The following is a 15,154-nucleotide window of genomic DNA, read 5'->3' as shown; positions in this document are numbered from 1 at the left end:
GCTCATCTCCTCAGTTGATCCGGGTCAGTGTCGCGGCGGCGCCCGGGGCGGCCTTCAGGTCCGCCAGCACGGTTTCACCGGCGATCATGGTCTGGCCGAGAGCGACCTTGGGCACGGTGCCCATCGGCATGTAGATGTCGAGGCGGGAGCCGAAGCGGATGAGGCCAAAACGCTCGCCAGCGTTGATCGTCTCGCCTTCGCGGACGAAGCAGACGATGCGGCGGGCGACGAGGCCGGCGATCTGGACGACACCGATGTGCACACCGTCATGCTCGATGACGAGACCGTTGCGCTCGTTGTCTTCGGAGGCCTTGTCGAGCTCGGCGTTGATGAACTTGCCCGGCTTGTAGGCGACGCGGGTGATGCGGCCGCTGACCGGGGCGCGGTTCACATGGCAGTTGAACACGTTCATGAACACGGAAATGCGCATCATCGGCTCGGCGCCGAGGTCCAGCTCCAGCGGCGGGCGGCAGGGGCCGACCTGGCTCACGACGCCGTCAGCCGGCGAGATGACAAGACCGTCCTGGACAGGAGTCACCCGTTGCGGATCGCGGAAGAAGTAGCAGACCCAGCCGGTAAGGAAGAGGCCGATCCAGAACAGCGGCTCGATGAACCAGCCGAGGATCAGCGTCGCGGCAAGCGCGATGGCAATGAAGGGCCAGCCTTCGCGGTGGATCGGGACGAGGGCCTTGGTGACGGAATCGACAAGCGACATGGGGCGTTCCAGTTGAGCGTGGGGCGGCCATCGCGGCCGCAGTCGGGTTCACTCTTAGAGCCTTTGGAGCTGCAACTGAACCCTGAAATTGCCTCAGGCCGCTGTTGTGCCGCCGATCCGGTAATCGGCCTCCCAATAGGCCGGGCTTCCGTACTTGGCCGCCAGAAAATCGATGAGCACACGCGCCTTCAGCGACATGGCGCGGCCTGGCGGCGCAACGGCCCAGATGGCGCCAACGCGCGTCACCGGATAATCCGGCATGACCGCGACAAGCCGGCCGTCGCGCAGATCCTCCCAGACATGGGCCAGCGACTTGATGGCCAGCCCCAGGCCCAGCATCGCAGCGTCATAGGCGAAATCGCCATTGTCGCCGCTGATCGAGGCTTCGACGGGAACGGCGATCTCGCCGGACGGGCCGGTGAAGTACCAGGTCGGCATGGAGCGGAAGGTGAGGCAGTCATGGTGCTTCAGCTCGTCCGGGCTCTGCGGCGCGCCCTTGCGCGCAATGTAGCTGGGCGCTGCGCAAAGGACACGGGGGTTTCCGGCAAGACGGCGCGCGCGCAGGCTGGAATCGGCCAGCGGCGCGCCGCGCAGGGCGAGGTCATAGCCCTCCGACATCAGGTCGACGATCCGGTCGGAGAAGTCGAGCTGCAGTTTCAGATCCGGATAAAGATCACGGAATTCGGCAAGATAGGGCAGCACATGCTTGCGGCCGAAGAACATGTTCGACGACAGGCGCAACGTTCCGCGCGGGGTTTCGCCGCCGGCTTCCAGCTCCCGCAGGGTGCCATCAATGAGGTCGAGCGCGTCGCTGCCGTTGCTGATCAAGAGTTCCCCGGCCTCGGTCAGCTGCAGGCGGCGCGTGGTGCGGTTGACGAGCTGGGCTCCGACATCCCGCTCCAGCGCGGCCAGACGGGAGCTGGCAGCGGACGGCGACAGACCGATCTCGCGGCCGGCCGCTGACAGGCTGCCGAGGGCGACCGCCTTGACGAAGAAGCGCAGATCCTCAAGCCGCATTATCCGATACCTTCGAAAGGTTATTCCGATTTTGGCCAGATTATCAGATTTCATCGAAAGTGAGAATGTCGCCTCGTCACCCGTCCAGTCCGGACGCAAGAGGAGCGACGACCATGATGCACACCGGCAATCACCATGAACAACGGGCAAGGCAGGAACGCGCAACGGCGATCCGTCAGGCATGGCACTGGCTGTCAGGTCTCGCCCGGCACCCCCTGCCCCGCCCGGCCCATGTGGCACCGGTCGCCGGAGCGCATGTCAGCGCTGGATGCGTGTCGAGAGGATGATGGACGACAGCGTCCGCTCCACCCCCTCCAGTTCGCCGATGCGGTCGATCAGGTGGTCGAGCTCGGCGATGGAGGCGGCGGAGACGATGGCGATGAGGTCATAGGTGCCGCTGACCGAATGCAGCGTGCGCACCTCGGGAATGCCGTTCAGCTCCGCCGTCACGCGCGGCAGGGACTTCGGCGCCAGCGTGATCAGCACATGCGCCTTGACGAAGCCGCCGCGGTACTCGTCCGACAGGCGCACGCCATAGCCGGTGATGACCCCTTCCCGCTCCAGCCGCTCCAGCCGCGCCTGCACGGTGGTGCGCGAGAGACCGAGCCGTCGCGCCAGCGTCGCGGTGGGCATGCGGGCGTTCTGGCCAAGGAGGTCGAGAAGCGCGCGGTCCGCGTCGGTGATCGTCACCGTGGTCATGTCGACTTTGCCCCCTTGTCGTCACTATGCATATTCTCTTCGTCATATTGCCCGAAGTCGAGCGTCATTATGCCCGTTTCAACGCTGTGAATCGACCAGCGTTTCGCACATCCTGACAGGAAATGATCCTGGAGGGGACAGCATGAAGCATGTAGCCGTCATCGGGGCCGGCAAGATCGGCTCCACCATCACCCGCATCCTGGCTGCGACGGGCGACTATCAGGTCACGGTGATTGACCGGACGCTGGCAGATCTGGCCGGAATCGAGCCACACAAGGCGGTGACCGCCGTCGCGCTCGACATCGCTGATGGAGCGGGTCTGACCGAGGTCTTGCGGGGCAAGTTCGCGGTGCTGTCGGCAGCGCCGTTCCACCTGACCGTCAGCATCGCCAGGGCGGCGGCCGCAGCGGGCGTGCATTACATGGACCTGACCGAGGACGTGGAGTCCACCCGGCAGGTGAAGGAGATCGCGGCAACGGCCTCGACCGCCTTCATTCCGCAGTGCGGACTCGCGCCCGGCTTCATCTCCATCGTGGCGCATGATCTCGCCCGCCATTTCGACAGTCTCGAAGCGGTGCGGATGCGGGTGGGTGCCCTGCCCCAGTATCCCTCCAACGCGCTCAACTACAACCTGACCTGGAGCACGGACGGGGTCATCAACGAATACATCGAGCCCTGCGAGGCCATCGTCGAAGGCAACCTGATCGAGGTGCCGGCGCTGGAGGAACGCGAGGAATTCGCGCTCGACGGCGTCGCCTATGAGGCCTTCAACACCTCCGGCGGCCTCGGCACCCTGTGCGAGACGCTGAAGGGCAAGGTGCGGACGCTCAACTACAAGACCATCCGCTATCCGGGCCATGCGGCGATCATGAAGGCGCTGCTGAATGACCTTGGCCTCCGGCATCGCCGCGAGGTTCTGAAGGACATCCTGGAGAATGCGCTGCCGACGACGACGCAAGACGTGGTGATCGTGTTTGTTACCGTCAGCGGCCGTCAGAATGGCCGGCTGGTGCAGGAAACCTACGCCAACAAGATCTACAGCGGCGTGGTCGCCGGCAAGCTGCTCAGCGCCATCCAGATCACCACCGCCAGCGGCATCTGCGCCGTGCTCGACATGCTGTCCGATGGCGCGCTGCCGTCATCCGGCTTCATCCGGCAGGAGGAAATCCCGCTGGACCGCTTCCTCGCCAACCGCTTCGGCAGCGCCTATGCGCAGAGCGAAGCCGGGCATCGCAAGGCGGGGTGAGATTAACCGCAGCGGTGCCTCCCAGCACCGCTGCGGTCTCTGGTTCCAAACTCTGCCGCTACCTAGGGGGGCGAACCAGCAGACTTGGAACCGGAGCGCTGGCCGCAATCTCGGACTGCGGCAGTTTTGCTGTCGGTCAGGCTCGATCAGGCAGGCAGCCGGAGCTCTCCAAACTGGCCACTGCGAAACGCGCGGATTGCATCCTGCATCTGCTCCTGCGTGTTCATCACGAATGGCCCCTGCTTGATCAATGGCTCGCGCAGGGCAGGACCACTCAGGATCGCAAGCTGGGTTTGCGGACCCGCGACGAACTGCAAGCGACTGCTGCCCAGCGGCGCGGCGGCCAAGGCGGTTGCAGCGATGCCCTCGCCGGCGGTCAATTCACAGGCGCCGTCCTGCGTCTCAACGCTGACACGGCCCCGGATGAGACAGACCATGGCGTTCCAGCCCGGGGGGACCACGTGGCTGAAGCCGGCGCCCGGCTCGAGCTGCGCGTCCAGCAAGGTAAACGGCTCCGGCAGATCGGACGTCGCCGGCTGAACGACACCGTTGCTTTCGCCCAGAACCACGCGCACCCGGACGCCTTCGGCAAGAAACTCAGGGATCTGCGAGGGCTCAAGATGAACCGCATAGGGGGCCATCTGCTTCTTGCTCGCCGGCAGATTGACGAAGATCTGCAATGCGTGGACGAAGGGGTTCACCCCTTCGGGCTGCTCGGTATGGATCGCGCCGCGTCCGGCCGCGAACCAGTGCAACGCGCCTGGAACGATCGGCTGATGATTGCCAAGCGAGTCATAGTTGACATGCGGCGAGGTCGAATCCTCGAACACATAGGTGACGGCGGAGATCCCGGCATGCGGATGCGGCTCGAAGGTCGGTGCCGTCATGCGGAAATGATCGACCATGACAACGGGATCAATCGCACCGGCGAAGGCGTCCTCCGCGAAGTGTTCAGCGGTAAAGCCAGCGCCGATGCGGAGGTCTTCGCCCTTGACCACCTTCGACAGGACGGTCGGCTGCATGGAGTGCTTCGTGGTTCGTTGCAAGGTCATAATCCGTCGGTCAGGCCGCCATCGGCAAGGAGGGTGCGGCCGGTGATCCAGCGCGACTGGCTGCTGGCCAGGAACGCGACAATGTCAGCTATGTCTTCCGGCTCACCGATCCGGCCAAGCGGCGTGGCGGCGGCCACAGCTTCAAGGCGGGCTGGCGGTGTGCCAGACGTCATGTCGGTGCGCGTCAAAGACGGCGCCACGGCATTCACCGTGATGCCCTTCGGCCCCAGTTCCTTGGCAAGCGCATTGGTGAGAACCGACACAGCCGCCTTGGTTGCGGCATAGAGACCGGTGCCGACCCTTGGCTGGTAGATCAGGTTGCTGGAGAAATTGATGATGCGGCCGCCTTCTGGCGGGAAATGCGGCAACGCTGCCTGGACCGCATAGACCACACCATTGAAATTCACTCCAAAGGCCTCGGCGATGTTGGTGGCATCAAGGTCGTTGATCGTGTGCATTTCAAGAATGCCGGCACAATTGACCAGAACATCGATGCGGCCGAACCGCGCCACCACGTCCCTGACGGCGCGGCGCATGTCGAGTACCTGGGCAACATCGGCAGGGATGGCGATTGCAACACCACCAGTTGCCTGGATGCCATGGACGACAGCCGCAGCCCTTTCGCTGTTGCTCTGATAGATGATGACTGTCGTCATCCCCTCGGCCGCCAGCCGGCGGGCGACCGCGGCGCCAATGCCCCGCGACCCGCCCGTGACGACTGCGACCCTTGGCTGCTGAGCCATGATCGACCTCCGGTTGCCCGAATTTACTTCGCCGCCGCGCTGGTGACCTGCCACACCAGGGTGGCAAACGGCATGTCGAGCGCGCCGTAGACGTCGTGCGCCTTGGCATCTGCATTGTCGCCGAGCATTTCGACGGCAACGCTGGCGTAGTCCATCACCGGGATCCCGGCGCCGGCGAGGCGTGCGAGACCGGCGATGCGCTTGTCCTGCGAGAACGTGCCCGAGGCATCGAGGACGACGCGGGCATCATAGCCGGCGCGCTTGGCCGACAGCGCCGGATAGGCGGCGCAGATCTCGAGCGAGATGCCGGCAACGACCAGCTGGCGACGCCCGGTCTTCTCGATTGCGGCGACAACACGCGGATCGTCGAAGGCGTTGATCTTGCTGCGGACAATCGGCTCGACATCAGGAAGGGCGGCGAGCAGCTCGGGGATGATCGGGCCCCACATGCCATCGGTCATGGTGGCCGTGAGAATGACCGGAACCCCAAGCACCCTGGCGGCCTTGGCCAGCGCGACGACGTTGTGCTTCAGCTCGCCGACGGTGGTGTCCCGAACGCCGGTGTACAGGCCGACCTGATGATCGGTGAGCAACAGGACCGTGGTGTCACGGGACAACATGGCAAGAAAGTCGTTGTGGTCGGCTGTGGTCATGGCGGTGCTTTCTGCAGAGGGAGTTCCGGCGGCGGATGCGGAGCTGGCAGCCCCGGCCATCATGCCGGCGGCAACGGGAGCAAGCGTCAAGGCCCCAACCGTGCCAGTGCTTAAGAAATGACGTCTGTTCATTTGGCTATCCTCAAGCGCCAGACCTTGCGATCGGCAGAAGGGTCGATCGCTGACTGGCGTGTTTCGAGTGAGGATATGGAGGCAATCACGAGACTGAACAACGATCCGCCAAGCAACGAACTGTTCTACCTATGGAACGATCCGGGTTCGACTTCGTTTTTATTCAATGCTATCTACATCACATGCAGAATTCGACACTCAACTGGAACGATCTTTTCCTGTTCTCACAGGTCGTCGAGCACGGCGGCTTTACCATGGCCGGCGACGTGCTCGGGCTACCGAAGTCGCGGATATCGCGGCGCATTGCGGCACTGGAACAGCAGGCCGGCACACGCCTGCTGCACCGAAGTTCGCGCAAGCTCAGCCTGACCGACGCAGGCATCGCGCTGCATGAGCATTGCCTCAACATGCTGAGCGAAGCACAGGCCGGGCTGGAGGCGTTGCAGGTCCGCCAGAGCGAACCCACAGGACAGCTGCGCGTCAGCATGCCGGTGGAACTGGCTGTGGTGTTTTCCGCCAGCCTGCTGCCGCGCTTTATGGCCGCCTACCCGGGCATCCGCCTGACGATCCTTGCAACGAACCGCAGCCTTGATCTGGTCGAAGACCGGATCGACGTGGTGGTGCGCGGGCTGGGCGTCGACAACCGGCTGGAAGCCTCGAGCCTGGTGCAGACCCATGCCTGTACGACGGAGTGGGTGATGGTCAGCAGCCCGACGTATCGCAGTACGATCAGCAAGCTTGACGAGCCGGAGGACCTTTCATCCGTGCAATACCTGTCCTACGTGCCGAACAAGCAGGCGGCGGGGCCGCTCAAGCTGCTCACCGCAGATGACAGGGCAATCACGGTGCAGACCAACGTCCGGCTGGAAAGCAACGATCTGGCTGTCATCAAGCAGGCGGCCCTTGGCGGACTGGGGATCGCGGGGCTGCCCTTGTATCTGTGCCGGGATGATCTGGCCGCCGGGCGCTTGGTGCGGGTGTTGACGTCGTTGCGGCCGCGGAGCGGGCAGCTTCTGGTGATGTTCCCGAGCCGCCGAGGCATGTCGGCAGCAGCCCGGACCCTGGTCGAGTTCCTCAAGGCAAACCTTGGCAAGGTGGTGACGTGACCACATTGGCGCAGAATGCCATCCGGTCGCTATCCGGCTGACCGGCCCATTGCCTTGACGAGCCGCGCGGTGCCGCCGGCCAGCAGCGACAGGACGAAGGCAGCCATCGCAGCTGTGAGCAGGGCAAACTTGGCGGCTGCGGCGGAGGAATAGGCAAGCGCCAGAGCCGGAGCGATGGCCTCCGGCCGGGCGAGCATCGCGAAGGACAACAGGTTCTCCAGCGCATCGAACAGCGCACCGGAAACTCCGGTCAGCGCGGCAGCCACCCCAAGCCGCCAGCCCCAGGTCCCCAGACGGTTGATCCGCCCACCCAAACGGGCAGCCAGCGTGCCGAGCAGGACCGACAGGACCATCACGGCCGCGATGAAGGCAAAATCGAGGATCTGCGTCTGCCAGTAGATGTCCAGCGAGCCGGCGCTGGTCATGTGGGCATAGTAGCCCTCGATGACCTCAGCATCGAAGGCAAGCTGGCCGGTGGCATAGTCAACCGGGTGCTGGGAGGCCGCGTAGCTGGCATCAAGCCGCACCTTGATCGCCTGGAAGGCGGCGAAAGCCGCCCCTGCGGCCAAGAGATGAACCGGTAAGGACAAGCGAGACAGCGCGGCAAACATGGGATCCCCCGTTTTGCATTCCATGGAATGTATATTACATTCCCCGGAATGCATTTCAAGGGCACCGATGTCTGAGCCTCCCCTTCCCGCCCGCGTCGGCCAGCAGCTGGGCATTTTCGCCACCCGGTACCAGGCGCTGATCGAGCGCCTGCTGGCGCCGCATGACCTGACCTTTGCGCAGTTCGCGGTGCTGCTGCATCTGGCCCGGCGCGGGGAGCCCGGGCGCGTGTCGGAGGTGGCAGCGGCGGTGGAACTGACCCAGCCGGCCGTGACCAAAATCCTGCAGAAATTTGCAAGCCTCGGGCTCGTCGAGATCCTGCGCGATGCCCACGACGGCCGCAACCGCCCGGCCCGCATCACCGCCGCCGGCCTTGCCCGTGTCGGCGACGTCCAGCGCAGCTTCGCCCCGGCGTTCGACCGGCTGCTGGCCGGCTGGACGGCGGACGGCCTGGAACACCTGATCACCGACCTCACCCGGCTGACAGCGCGGATGGATGAGATGGGACGGTGATTGGGGGGCGTTGCGGTGGGGCACCCTGCAAGTCAGGTCCGAGCCTTTGTCCCCTGGCCTCACTTGCCTGCCCTTACTCCCCTGCGGGACGTCCCCGCACCACGACGCCCAGCTTGTCGGCCTCGCGGGCGGCGCGCAGGCGTTCTTCGGCTTCGTCGGCCTCGCGCTGGCGGTTCCACATGGAGTGGTAGAGGCCGTTCATGGCGAGGAGTTCGGTGTGGGTGCCGCGTTCGACGATGCGGCCGGCCTCCAGCACGAGGATCTGGTCGGCGTTGACGACCGTCGACAGGCGGTGGGCGATGACCAGCGTGGTGCGGTTCTGCGACACCTGGTCGAGCGCGGTCTGGATCTCGCGTTCGGTGTGAGTGTCGAGGGCGGAGGTGGCCTCGTCGAGGATCAGGATCGGCGGGGCCTTCAGGATGGTGCGGGCGATGGCAACGCGCTGCTTCTCGCCGCCTGAGAGCTTGAGGCCGCGCTCGCCGACTTCGCTGTCGAAGCCCTTCGGCAGCGTCTCGATGAAGGGCGCGATCTGGGCCATGCGGGCGGCCTCCTGCACCTCCTCGAGGCTGGCGCCGGGGCGGCCATAGCGGATGTTGTAGGCGATGGTGTCGTTGAAGAGCACCGTGTCCTGCGGCACCATGCCGATGACCGAGCGCAGACTCTCCTGCGTGATGTCGCGGATGTCCTGGCCGTCGATGGTGATGCGACCGCCGGTGACGTCATAGAAGCGGAACAGGAGGCGCGACAGGGTCGACTTGCCCGCGCCGGAGGGACCGACGACGGCCACGGTATGACCCGCCGGTACGTCAAAGGTGAGGCCTTTCAGGATCTGGCGGTCCGGATCGTAATGGAAGGTGACATCCTCGAAGCGGATCGCGCCGGAGGACACGGCCAGGGCCTTGGCACCCGGCTTTTCTTCGATCTCGGCCGGCACGGCGAGGACCGAGAACATGGATTCGATGTCAGCCAGCCCCTGACGGATCTCGCGGTAGATGAAGCCGACGAAATTGAGCGGAATGGCGATCTGCATCAGGAGCGCGTTGATCAGGACAAAGTCGCCGATGGTCTGGGTGCCGTTGAGGACAGCCATGGCCGAGAGCGCCATGCAGGCGGCGGTGCCGAGGCCGAGGATGGCGGACTGGCCGAAGTTGAGCCAGGCGAGCGAGGTCCAAGTGCGCACGGCGGCCTTTTCGTAAGAGGCCATGGAGACGTCGAAGCGGGCGGCCTCCATCTTCTCGTTGCCGAAATACTTCACCGTCTCGTAGTTCAGCAGGCTGTCGATGGCCTTGGAATTGGCGTCCGTGTCGCTGTCGTTCATCTCGCGGCGGATGGCGATGCGCCAGTTCGACGTTTTCACCGTGAACCAGACATAGGCAACGATCATCACGGCGACGATGACGACATAGAAGAAGCCGAACTGCCACCAGATCAGCCCCGCCATGATGGCGAATTCCAGCAGGGTCGGAATGCCGTTGAGGATGGTGAAGCGGACGATGGCCTCGATGCCCTTCACCCCGCGCTCGATGACGCGGCTGAGGCCGCCGGTGCGGCGGGAAAGATGGAAGCGCAGCGACAGGCGGTGCAGGTGGGCGAAGGTGATGTTGCCGAGCTCGCGCACCGCATGCTGGCCGACCTGGGCAAAGAGCGCATCGCGCAACTGGTTGAAGGCAACCGCCAGCACGCGGGCGGCGTTATAGGCCAGCACCAGCATCACGGGGGCAACGAGGAAAGCCGGCAGGCCCGCTGTCTCGCCGGTGAGGGCATCGGAGGCCCAGGCGAAGAAATAGGGCGAGAACACCGTGACGACCTTGGCCACGACCAGGATCAGCAGTGCCCAGACGACCCGCATCTTCAGGTCGGGCCGGTCGGACGGCCAGATGTAGGGCCACAGGGCCACGAGCGTGGCGCCGGTGGAGCCTTCGTCGGCGCTGACCTTTGCGGCCGGCGCGGCGGATTTCGGGGTCTTGCTGGTCATCATCGGTCTCTGGCGTGATCTCTGGTGCCGGCTTGGCCGGTCGGTTCAGTCTTTTTCGGATGCGGATGCGCCAGCGAGAGACGCAAGGCGGGCAAGAAGGGCGGCAGCGGCGGTAAGCTCCTCCGCAACGGCGGGCAGATCCAGGCTGTAGCGGCAGGTGCGGCCACGCACCTCGCAACTGATCAGACCGGTCTCCTTAAGCACCTGCAGGTGCTGTGACACGGTGGACTGGGCCAGCGGCAAGCAGTCAACGATGTCACCGCAGCAGGCGTCGGGACGCGCGGCCAGTTCTTCCAGGATGCCGAGGCGCGCCGGATGGCTGAGGGCACGGAACAGTTCGGCCAGCCGCTGGACCTCAGGATCCTTCGCGCGGCAGCAGCCGGTGGTGCTTTCAGGGTCGGACATGTCGAGGGCCGCGTTGAATTCATCGTATAAATACGATCATTGTGATGGTTTGCCAAGGAGGCAAATTTCGGGGCGTTGAACATGCGGCTCTTGCCCCTCTCCCCCCTTGAGGGGGAGATGTCTGCGCCAGCAGACAGAGGGGGGTAGCGGCGTTGCAACATAATCCAGCTCTAATCTGTTTGGAGAGGCAGAATACCCCCCTCTGCCCCCTGACGGGGGCATCTCCCCCTCAAGGGGGGAGAGGGGTGCAAGGTGGACAGCCGTGGTTCTTATTGCAACGCTGAGTGCTGGCAATCTGTCAGTTTGTTCTCGAGTAGATAAACGGGCCTCGCCCCCCTCTCCCCCCTTGAGGGGGAGATGTCTGCGCCAGCAGACAGAGGGGGGGCGCAGCGTTGCAACACAAACCAGCTCAAGTCGGTCTGGAGAGGCAGATTACCCCCCTCTGCCCCCTGACGGGGGCATCTCCCCCTCAAGGGGGGAGAGGGGCGCAAGGTGGACAGCCGTGGTTCTTATTGCAACGCTGAGTGCTGGCAATCTGTCAGTCTTTTCTCGAGTAGATAAACGGGCCTCGGCCCCCTCTCCCCCCTTGAGGGGGAGATGTCTGCGCCAGCAGACAGAGGGGGGGCGCAGCGTTGCAACACAATCCATCTCAAATCGGCCTGGAGAGGCAGATTACCCCCCTCTGCCCCCTGACGGGGGCATCTCCCCCTCAAGGGGGGAGAGGGGTGCTCGACCTGCCGTCGCTTAAGCCCTCTCCCCTACCCGGCGCGTGACTGCCGCCAGCGGCGCAAGGAATCGAGGCTGACGAGGGCGAGGGCGAGCCAGATCATCGAGAAGGTGGCAAGCTGCGCCATCTGCAAGGGTTCGCCCCAGATGAACACGGCCTGCAGGAAATGCAGGGACGGGGCGATGTACTGGATGAGGCCGATGAGCACCATCGACAGGCGCCGGGCGGCGCCAGAGAACAGGATCAGCGGCACGGCGGTGATGATGCCGGTGCCGGCCAGCGCCAGCATCTGGCCCGTGCCGGTGAAATAGGCTGGCGACAGGCTTTCGGGTGCAAAGAACACCACATAGCCGAGCGCAAAGGGCATCAAGAGGATGATCTCGATGAAGAGACCGGCCGCAGCGCCGACGGGCGTGATCTTGCGGATATAGCCATAGAAGGCAAAGCTGACCGCCAGCGAGATCGCCACCCAGGGCAGACCGCCGGAGAACACCGTTTTAAGGATCACCGCAAGGGTGGCGATGCCAACGGCGAGCGCCTGAACTGGCGTGAGTTTCTCACGCAGGATGACGAGGCCAAGCAGGATGGAGACCAGCGGATTGATGAAGTAGCCAAGGCTCACATCCAGCACCTTGGCCTGGCCGATGGCCCAGACGAAGATGAGCCAGTTGGCGGCAATCAGCACTGCCGAGGCAAACAGCAGGCCGACAAGCCGTGGCGTCTTCAGGATGCCGATAATCTCCGGGATACGGCCCTGCAGGGCAAGATAGCCGCCGACGAAGACCGTCGACCACAGGATGCGGTGGGCCACGACGACATCCGGCGCGACGCCGTCGAGCAGCTTGAAATAGGCCGGCAGCACGCCCCACATGCCATAGGCCGCCAGGGCGAGGATAACGCCAAGGCGCGTCTCGTCAGACGCCGCAGTCGCGCGGGATTCAGTCGACATGAGTTCGAGCCTGTCTGATGCCTCAGGCGACTTCGGCCTTCAGCAGTGCATAAGTGAGGGAATCGACGAGCGCCTGGAAGGACGCATCGATGATGTTCGAGGAAACGCCGATGGTGAACCAGCGGCGGTGGGTTGCACGGTCATGGCTTTCGATGAGCACGCGGGTGACCGCGCCCGTGCCGCCGTCGAGGATACGCACCTTGTAGTCCACCAGTTCAAGTCCCTCAATCGCAGACTGATACTTGCCAAGATCCTTGCGCAGCGCGCCGTCGAGGGCGTTGACGGGACCGTTGCCCTCGCAGACCGACATGCGGGTCTCGCCGTCCACATCCACCTTCACCACGGCCTCCGACATGGTGACCAGCTCGCCGATGGCATTGAAGCGGCGCTCGACCATGACGCGGAAGGACTTCACGTCAAAGAAGCGCGGCACCTTGCCGAGCATGCGGCGGGCCAGCAGCTCGAAGGAGGCATCGGCGGCTTCATAGGCATAGCCCTTGGCCTCGCGTTCCTTCACCTCGACCAGCAGCGCGTCAAGCTTCGGATCAGCCTTGTCGACCTCGACGCCGAGACGGGCGAGCTCACCGAGCAGGTTGCTCTTGCCAGCCTGGTCGGAGACGAGGACCTTGCGCTTGTTGCCGACAAGTTCCGGTTCGACATGCTCGTAGGTCTTGGGGTCCTTCAGCAAGGCAGAGGCGTGGATGCCGGCCTTGGTGGCGAACGCGCTTTCGCCGACGTAAGGCGCGTGGCGGTTCGGCGCGCGGTTCAGCATCTCGTCGAAGGCGCGGGAGATGGCCGTAAGGTCACGCAGATGCGCCGGCGTCAGCGACAGCTCGACCAGATCCGTATATGGCGCCTTCAGCATCAGGGTCGGGATCAGCGACACGAGATTGGCGTTGCCGCAGCGCTCGCCGATGCCGTTCAGCGTGCCCTGGATCTGGCGTACGCCGGCCTCGACGGCAGCGAGTGAATTGGCCACCGCCTGGCCGGTGTCGTCATGGGCGTGGATGCCCAGATGCGTTCCCGGCACGATCTCGCGCACCCTCGCGACGATCTCCTTGACCTCGCCCGGCAGCGTGCCGCCGTTGGTGTCGCACAGGACGACCCAGCGCGCGCCGGCCTCATAGGCGGTGCGGGCGCAGGCCAGCGCATAGTCCGGGTTGGCCTTGAAACCGTCGAAGAAATGCTCGCAGTCGATCAGCGCCTCGCGGCCGGCAGCGACGGCCGCCTGAACCGTGTCGCGGATGCTGTCGAGGTTTTCCTCGTTGGTGCAGCCCAGCGCCACCTCGACATGGTAATCCCAGGACTTGGCGACAAAGCAGTTGGCATCGGCCTTCGCCTCCAGCAGCAGCTGCAGGCCGGGATCGTTCGACACCGAGCGCCCTGCCCGCTTGGTCATGCCGAAGGCGGTGAAACGGGCCTTCGTCGTGCGCTTTTGCGAAAAGAACTCGGTGTCGGTCGGGTTGGCACCCGGATAGCCGCCCTCGACATAGTCGACGCCCAACCGCTCGAGAAGCTCGGCAATCGCAATCTTTTCCACCACCGAGAAGTCAATGCCGCTGGTCTGGGCCCCGTCGCGCAGGGTGGTGTCGAACAGATAGAGTTTCTCGCGGGTCATGGCTGGATACCGGATGCTTGTTAGTGAAGGTCAGACGCTGGGAAGGCCGGCGAACTGGTCGGTGGCGCGGATCAGGCGGTCGAGAATGCCGGGCTCGTTATAGGCATGGCCGGCCCCCTCGATGAGGTGGAACGCGGCGCGCGGCCAGCGCTTGTGCAGCTCATGGGCATAGCGCGCCGGACAGGGCATGTCGTAGCGGCCATGCACGATGACGCCGGGGATGTCGGCCAGACGCCCGGCATTGGCCAGCAGTTGCCCCTCCTCCAGCCAGCCGCCATGCATGAAGAAATGGTTCTCGATGCGGGCGAAGGCATGGGCGAATTCGTCCTCGCCGAAGTGGTCGGTGTTGGCCGGGCTCGGCAGCAGCGTGATGGTCTCGCCTTCCCACAGGCTCCAGGCCTTGGCTGCCGCGATCCGTACTGCCTTGTCGGGATGGGTCAGCCGGCGCTGGTAGGCGGCCATCATGTCGTGACGCTCGTCGGCCGGAATGGGCGCCTGGAAGCGCTCCCATTTCTCCGGGAACATCTCGGAGACGCCGAACTGGTAGTACCAGGCCAGCTCCGCCTTCGTCAGGGTGTAGATGCCGCGCAGCACGAGTTCGCTCACCCGCCCGGGATGGGTTTCGGCATAGGCCAGCGCCAGCGTCGAGCCCCAGGAGCCGCCGAAGACCAGCCACTGATCAACGCCCACCATCTCGCGCAGGCGCTCGATGTCGGCGACCAGATGCCAGGTGGTGTTGGCCTCCAGCTCCGCATGGGGCGTAGAGCGGCCGCAGCCGCGCTGGTCGAACAGCAGCACGTCATAGTGCTCGGGATGGAACAGGCTGCGATGGGCCGGCGAGATGCCGCCGCCCGGGCCGCCATGCAGGAACACGGCCGGCTTCTTGCCCGGCGTGCCCGAACGCTCCCAGTAGATCGAATGGCCATCGCCGACGTCGAGCATGCCGGACGCATAGGGCTCGATCGCGGGGTAGAGGTCGCGCAGAACGGTCATTG

Annotated in this window: 15 protein-coding genes; 3 read left to right on the top strand and 12 right to left on the bottom strand. The window is 64.7% G+C overall.

The annotated features are described in order from the left end of the window. Window positions 1-10: 10 nt before the first annotated feature. The 3 genes from OVA12_RS22490 to OVA12_RS22480 all read right to left on the bottom strand — a co-directional run bounded on the left by OVA12_RS22490 (window position 11) and on the right by OVA12_RS22480 (window position 2,431). Complete coding sequence (locus tag OVA12_RS22490) at window positions 11-727, bottom strand: phosphatidylserine decarboxylase (RefSeq protein WP_268141489.1); 717 nt, start codon at window positions 725-727, stop codon at window positions 11-13. Window positions 728-808: 81 nt separating this feature from the next. Beyond that, complete coding sequence (locus OVA12_RS22485; protein ID WP_268140956.1) at window positions 809-1,732, bottom strand: LysR family transcriptional regulator; 924 nt, start codon at window positions 1,730-1,732, stop codon at window positions 809-811. 258 nt (window positions 1,733-1,990) lie between these two features. Next, a complete protein-coding gene (locus tag OVA12_RS22480) occupies window positions 1,991-2,431 on the bottom strand; it encodes an Lrp/AsnC family transcriptional regulator (RefSeq protein WP_106752417.1) in 441 nt (146 codons plus the stop codon). Window positions 2,432-2,573: 142 nt separating this feature from the next. Between OVA12_RS22480 and OVA12_RS22475 the strand changes: the two genes are divergently transcribed. After that, window positions 2,574-3,677, top strand: coding sequence for a saccharopine dehydrogenase family protein (locus tag OVA12_RS22475; RefSeq protein ID WP_268140954.1), 1,104 nt, complete (start codon window positions 2,574-2,576; stop codon window positions 3,675-3,677). A 146-nt stretch (window positions 3,678-3,823) separates the two neighbouring features. Here the strand turns inward: OVA12_RS22475 and OVA12_RS22470 are convergent, their stop codons facing one another. Genes OVA12_RS22470 through OVA12_RS22460 form a run of 3 tightly spaced genes read right to left on the bottom strand, consistent with a single transcriptional unit; the run spans window position 3,824 to window position 6,257 of the window. Then, window positions 3,824-4,699: a pirin family protein gene (locus tag OVA12_RS22470; protein WP_268140952.1), complete on the bottom strand. Its 876-nt coding sequence runs from the start codon at window positions 4,697-4,699 to the stop codon at window positions 3,824-3,826. A gap of 26 nt (window positions 4,700-4,725) precedes the next feature. Further along, window positions 4,726-5,472 carry an SDR family NAD(P)-dependent oxidoreductase gene (locus OVA12_RS22465; RefSeq protein ID WP_268140950.1) on the bottom strand — a complete coding sequence of 249 codons (747 nt, stop codon included), beginning with the start codon at window positions 5,470-5,472 and terminating at the stop codon, window positions 4,726-4,728. 23 nt (window positions 5,473-5,495) lie between these two features. Then, window positions 5,496-6,257 (bottom strand): isochorismatase family protein, encoded by a 762-nt coding sequence (locus OVA12_RS22460; protein WP_268140948.1) that lies wholly within the window; start codon window positions 6,255-6,257, stop codon window positions 5,496-5,498. Between the two features lie 182 nt (window positions 6,258-6,439). Between OVA12_RS22460 and OVA12_RS22455 the strand changes: the two genes are divergently transcribed. Then, window positions 6,440-7,363 (top strand): LysR substrate-binding domain-containing protein, encoded by a 924-nt coding sequence (locus OVA12_RS22455; protein ID WP_268140947.1) that lies wholly within the window; start codon window positions 6,440-6,442, stop codon window positions 7,361-7,363. Between the two features lie 29 nt (window positions 7,364-7,392). Here the strand turns inward: OVA12_RS22455 and OVA12_RS22450 are convergent, their stop codons facing one another. Then, window positions 7,393-7,974: a hypothetical protein gene (locus tag OVA12_RS22450; protein ID WP_268140946.1), complete on the bottom strand. Its 582-nt coding sequence runs from the start codon at window positions 7,972-7,974 to the stop codon at window positions 7,393-7,395. Between the two features lie 67 nt (window positions 7,975-8,041). Here OVA12_RS22450 and OVA12_RS22445 point away from each other — a divergent pair, with 67 nt between their 5' ends. Continuing rightward, window positions 8,042-8,485, top strand: coding sequence for a MarR family winged helix-turn-helix transcriptional regulator (locus OVA12_RS22445; RefSeq protein WP_268140945.1), 444 nt, complete (start codon window positions 8,042-8,044; stop codon window positions 8,483-8,485). 73 nt (window positions 8,486-8,558) lie between these two features. Here OVA12_RS22445 and OVA12_RS22440 read toward each other — a convergent pair whose 3' ends face one another. The 5 genes from OVA12_RS22440 to pip all read right to left on the bottom strand — a co-directional run bounded on the left by OVA12_RS22440 (window position 8,559) and on the right by pip (window position 15,152). After that, entirely contained in the window at window positions 8,559-10,460 is a 1,902-nt protein-coding gene (locus tag OVA12_RS22440) for an ABCB family ABC transporter ATP-binding protein/permease (protein ID WP_268140944.1), read from the bottom strand. A gap of 45 nt (window positions 10,461-10,505) precedes the next feature. Further along, complete coding sequence (locus OVA12_RS22435; protein ID WP_268140943.1) at window positions 10,506-10,865, bottom strand: ArsR/SmtB family transcription factor; 360 nt, start codon at window positions 10,863-10,865, stop codon at window positions 10,506-10,508. A gap of 758 nt (window positions 10,866-11,623) precedes the next feature. After that, window positions 11,624-12,541: an EamA family transporter RarD gene (gene rarD, locus OVA12_RS22430; RefSeq protein ID WP_268140942.1), complete on the bottom strand. Its 918-nt coding sequence runs from the start codon at window positions 12,539-12,541 to the stop codon at window positions 11,624-11,626. Window positions 12,542-12,563: 22 nt separating this feature from the next. Further along, a complete protein-coding gene (gene cimA, locus OVA12_RS22425; protein ID WP_268140940.1) occupies window positions 12,564-14,159 on the bottom strand; it encodes a citramalate synthase in 1,596 nt (531 codons plus the stop codon). 30 nt (window positions 14,160-14,189) lie between these two features. Continuing rightward, window positions 14,190-15,152, bottom strand: a complete 963-nt coding sequence (gene pip / locus OVA12_RS22420; RefSeq protein WP_268140938.1) for a prolyl aminopeptidase — start codon at window positions 15,150-15,152, stop codon at window positions 14,190-14,192. Window positions 15,153-15,154 lie beyond the last annotated feature (2 nt).

Origin of the sequence: Pannonibacter sp. SL95, from assembly GCF_026672425.1 — a bacterium.
Lineage (GTDB): Bacteria > Pseudomonadota > Alphaproteobacteria > Rhizobiales > Stappiaceae > Pannonibacter.
This window is presented reverse-complemented; position numbering and strand designations above follow the sequence as displayed.

Coding starts and splice junctions, on each gene's coding strand:
- OVA12_RS22485 (WP_268140956.1), bottom strand. CDS start 1,732: ATGCGGCTTGAGGATCTGCGCTTCTTCGTCAAGGCGGTCGCCCTCGGC.
- OVA12_RS22480 (WP_106752417.1), bottom strand. CDS start 2,431: ATGACCACGGTGACGATCACCGACGCGGACCGCGCGCTTCTCGACCTC.
- OVA12_RS22475 (WP_268140954.1), top strand. CDS start 2,574: ATGAAGCATGTAGCCGTCATCGGGGCCGGCAAGATCGGCTCCACCATC.
- OVA12_RS22470 (WP_268140952.1), bottom strand. CDS start 4,699: ATGCAGCCGACCGTCCTGTCGAAGGTGGTCAAGGGCGAAGACCTCCGC.
- OVA12_RS22465 (WP_268140950.1), bottom strand. CDS start 5,472: ATGGCTCAGCAGCCAAGGGTCGCAGTCGTCACGGGCGGGTCGCGGGGC.
- OVA12_RS22460 (WP_268140948.1), bottom strand. CDS start 6,257: ATGAACAGACGTCATTTCTTAAGCACTGGCACGGTTGGGGCCTTGACG.
- OVA12_RS22455 (WP_268140947.1), top strand. CDS start 6,440: ATGCAGAATTCGACACTCAACTGGAACGATCTTTTCCTGTTCTCACAG.
- OVA12_RS22450 (WP_268140946.1), bottom strand. CDS start 7,974: ATGTTTGCCGCGCTGTCTCGCTTGTCCTTACCGGTTCATCTCTTGGCC.
- OVA12_RS22445 (WP_268140945.1), top strand. CDS start 8,042: ATGTCTGAGCCTCCCCTTCCCGCCCGCGTCGGCCAGCAGCTGGGCATT.
- OVA12_RS22440 (WP_268140944.1), bottom strand. CDS start 10,460: ATGACCAGCAAGACCCCGAAATCCGCCGCGCCGGCCGCAAAGGTCAGC.
- OVA12_RS22435 (WP_268140943.1), bottom strand. CDS start 10,865: ATGTCCGACCCTGAAAGCACCACCGGCTGCTGCCGCGCGAAGGATCCT.
- rarD (WP_268140942.1), bottom strand. CDS start 12,541: ATGTCGACTGAATCCCGCGCGACTGCGGCGTCTGACGAGACGCGCCTT.
- cimA (WP_268140940.1), bottom strand. CDS start 14,159: ATGACCCGCGAGAAACTCTATCTGTTCGACACCACCCTGCGCGACGGG.
- pip (WP_268140938.1), bottom strand. CDS start 15,152: ATGACCGTTCTGCGCGACCTCTACCCCGCGATCGAGCCCTATGCGTCC.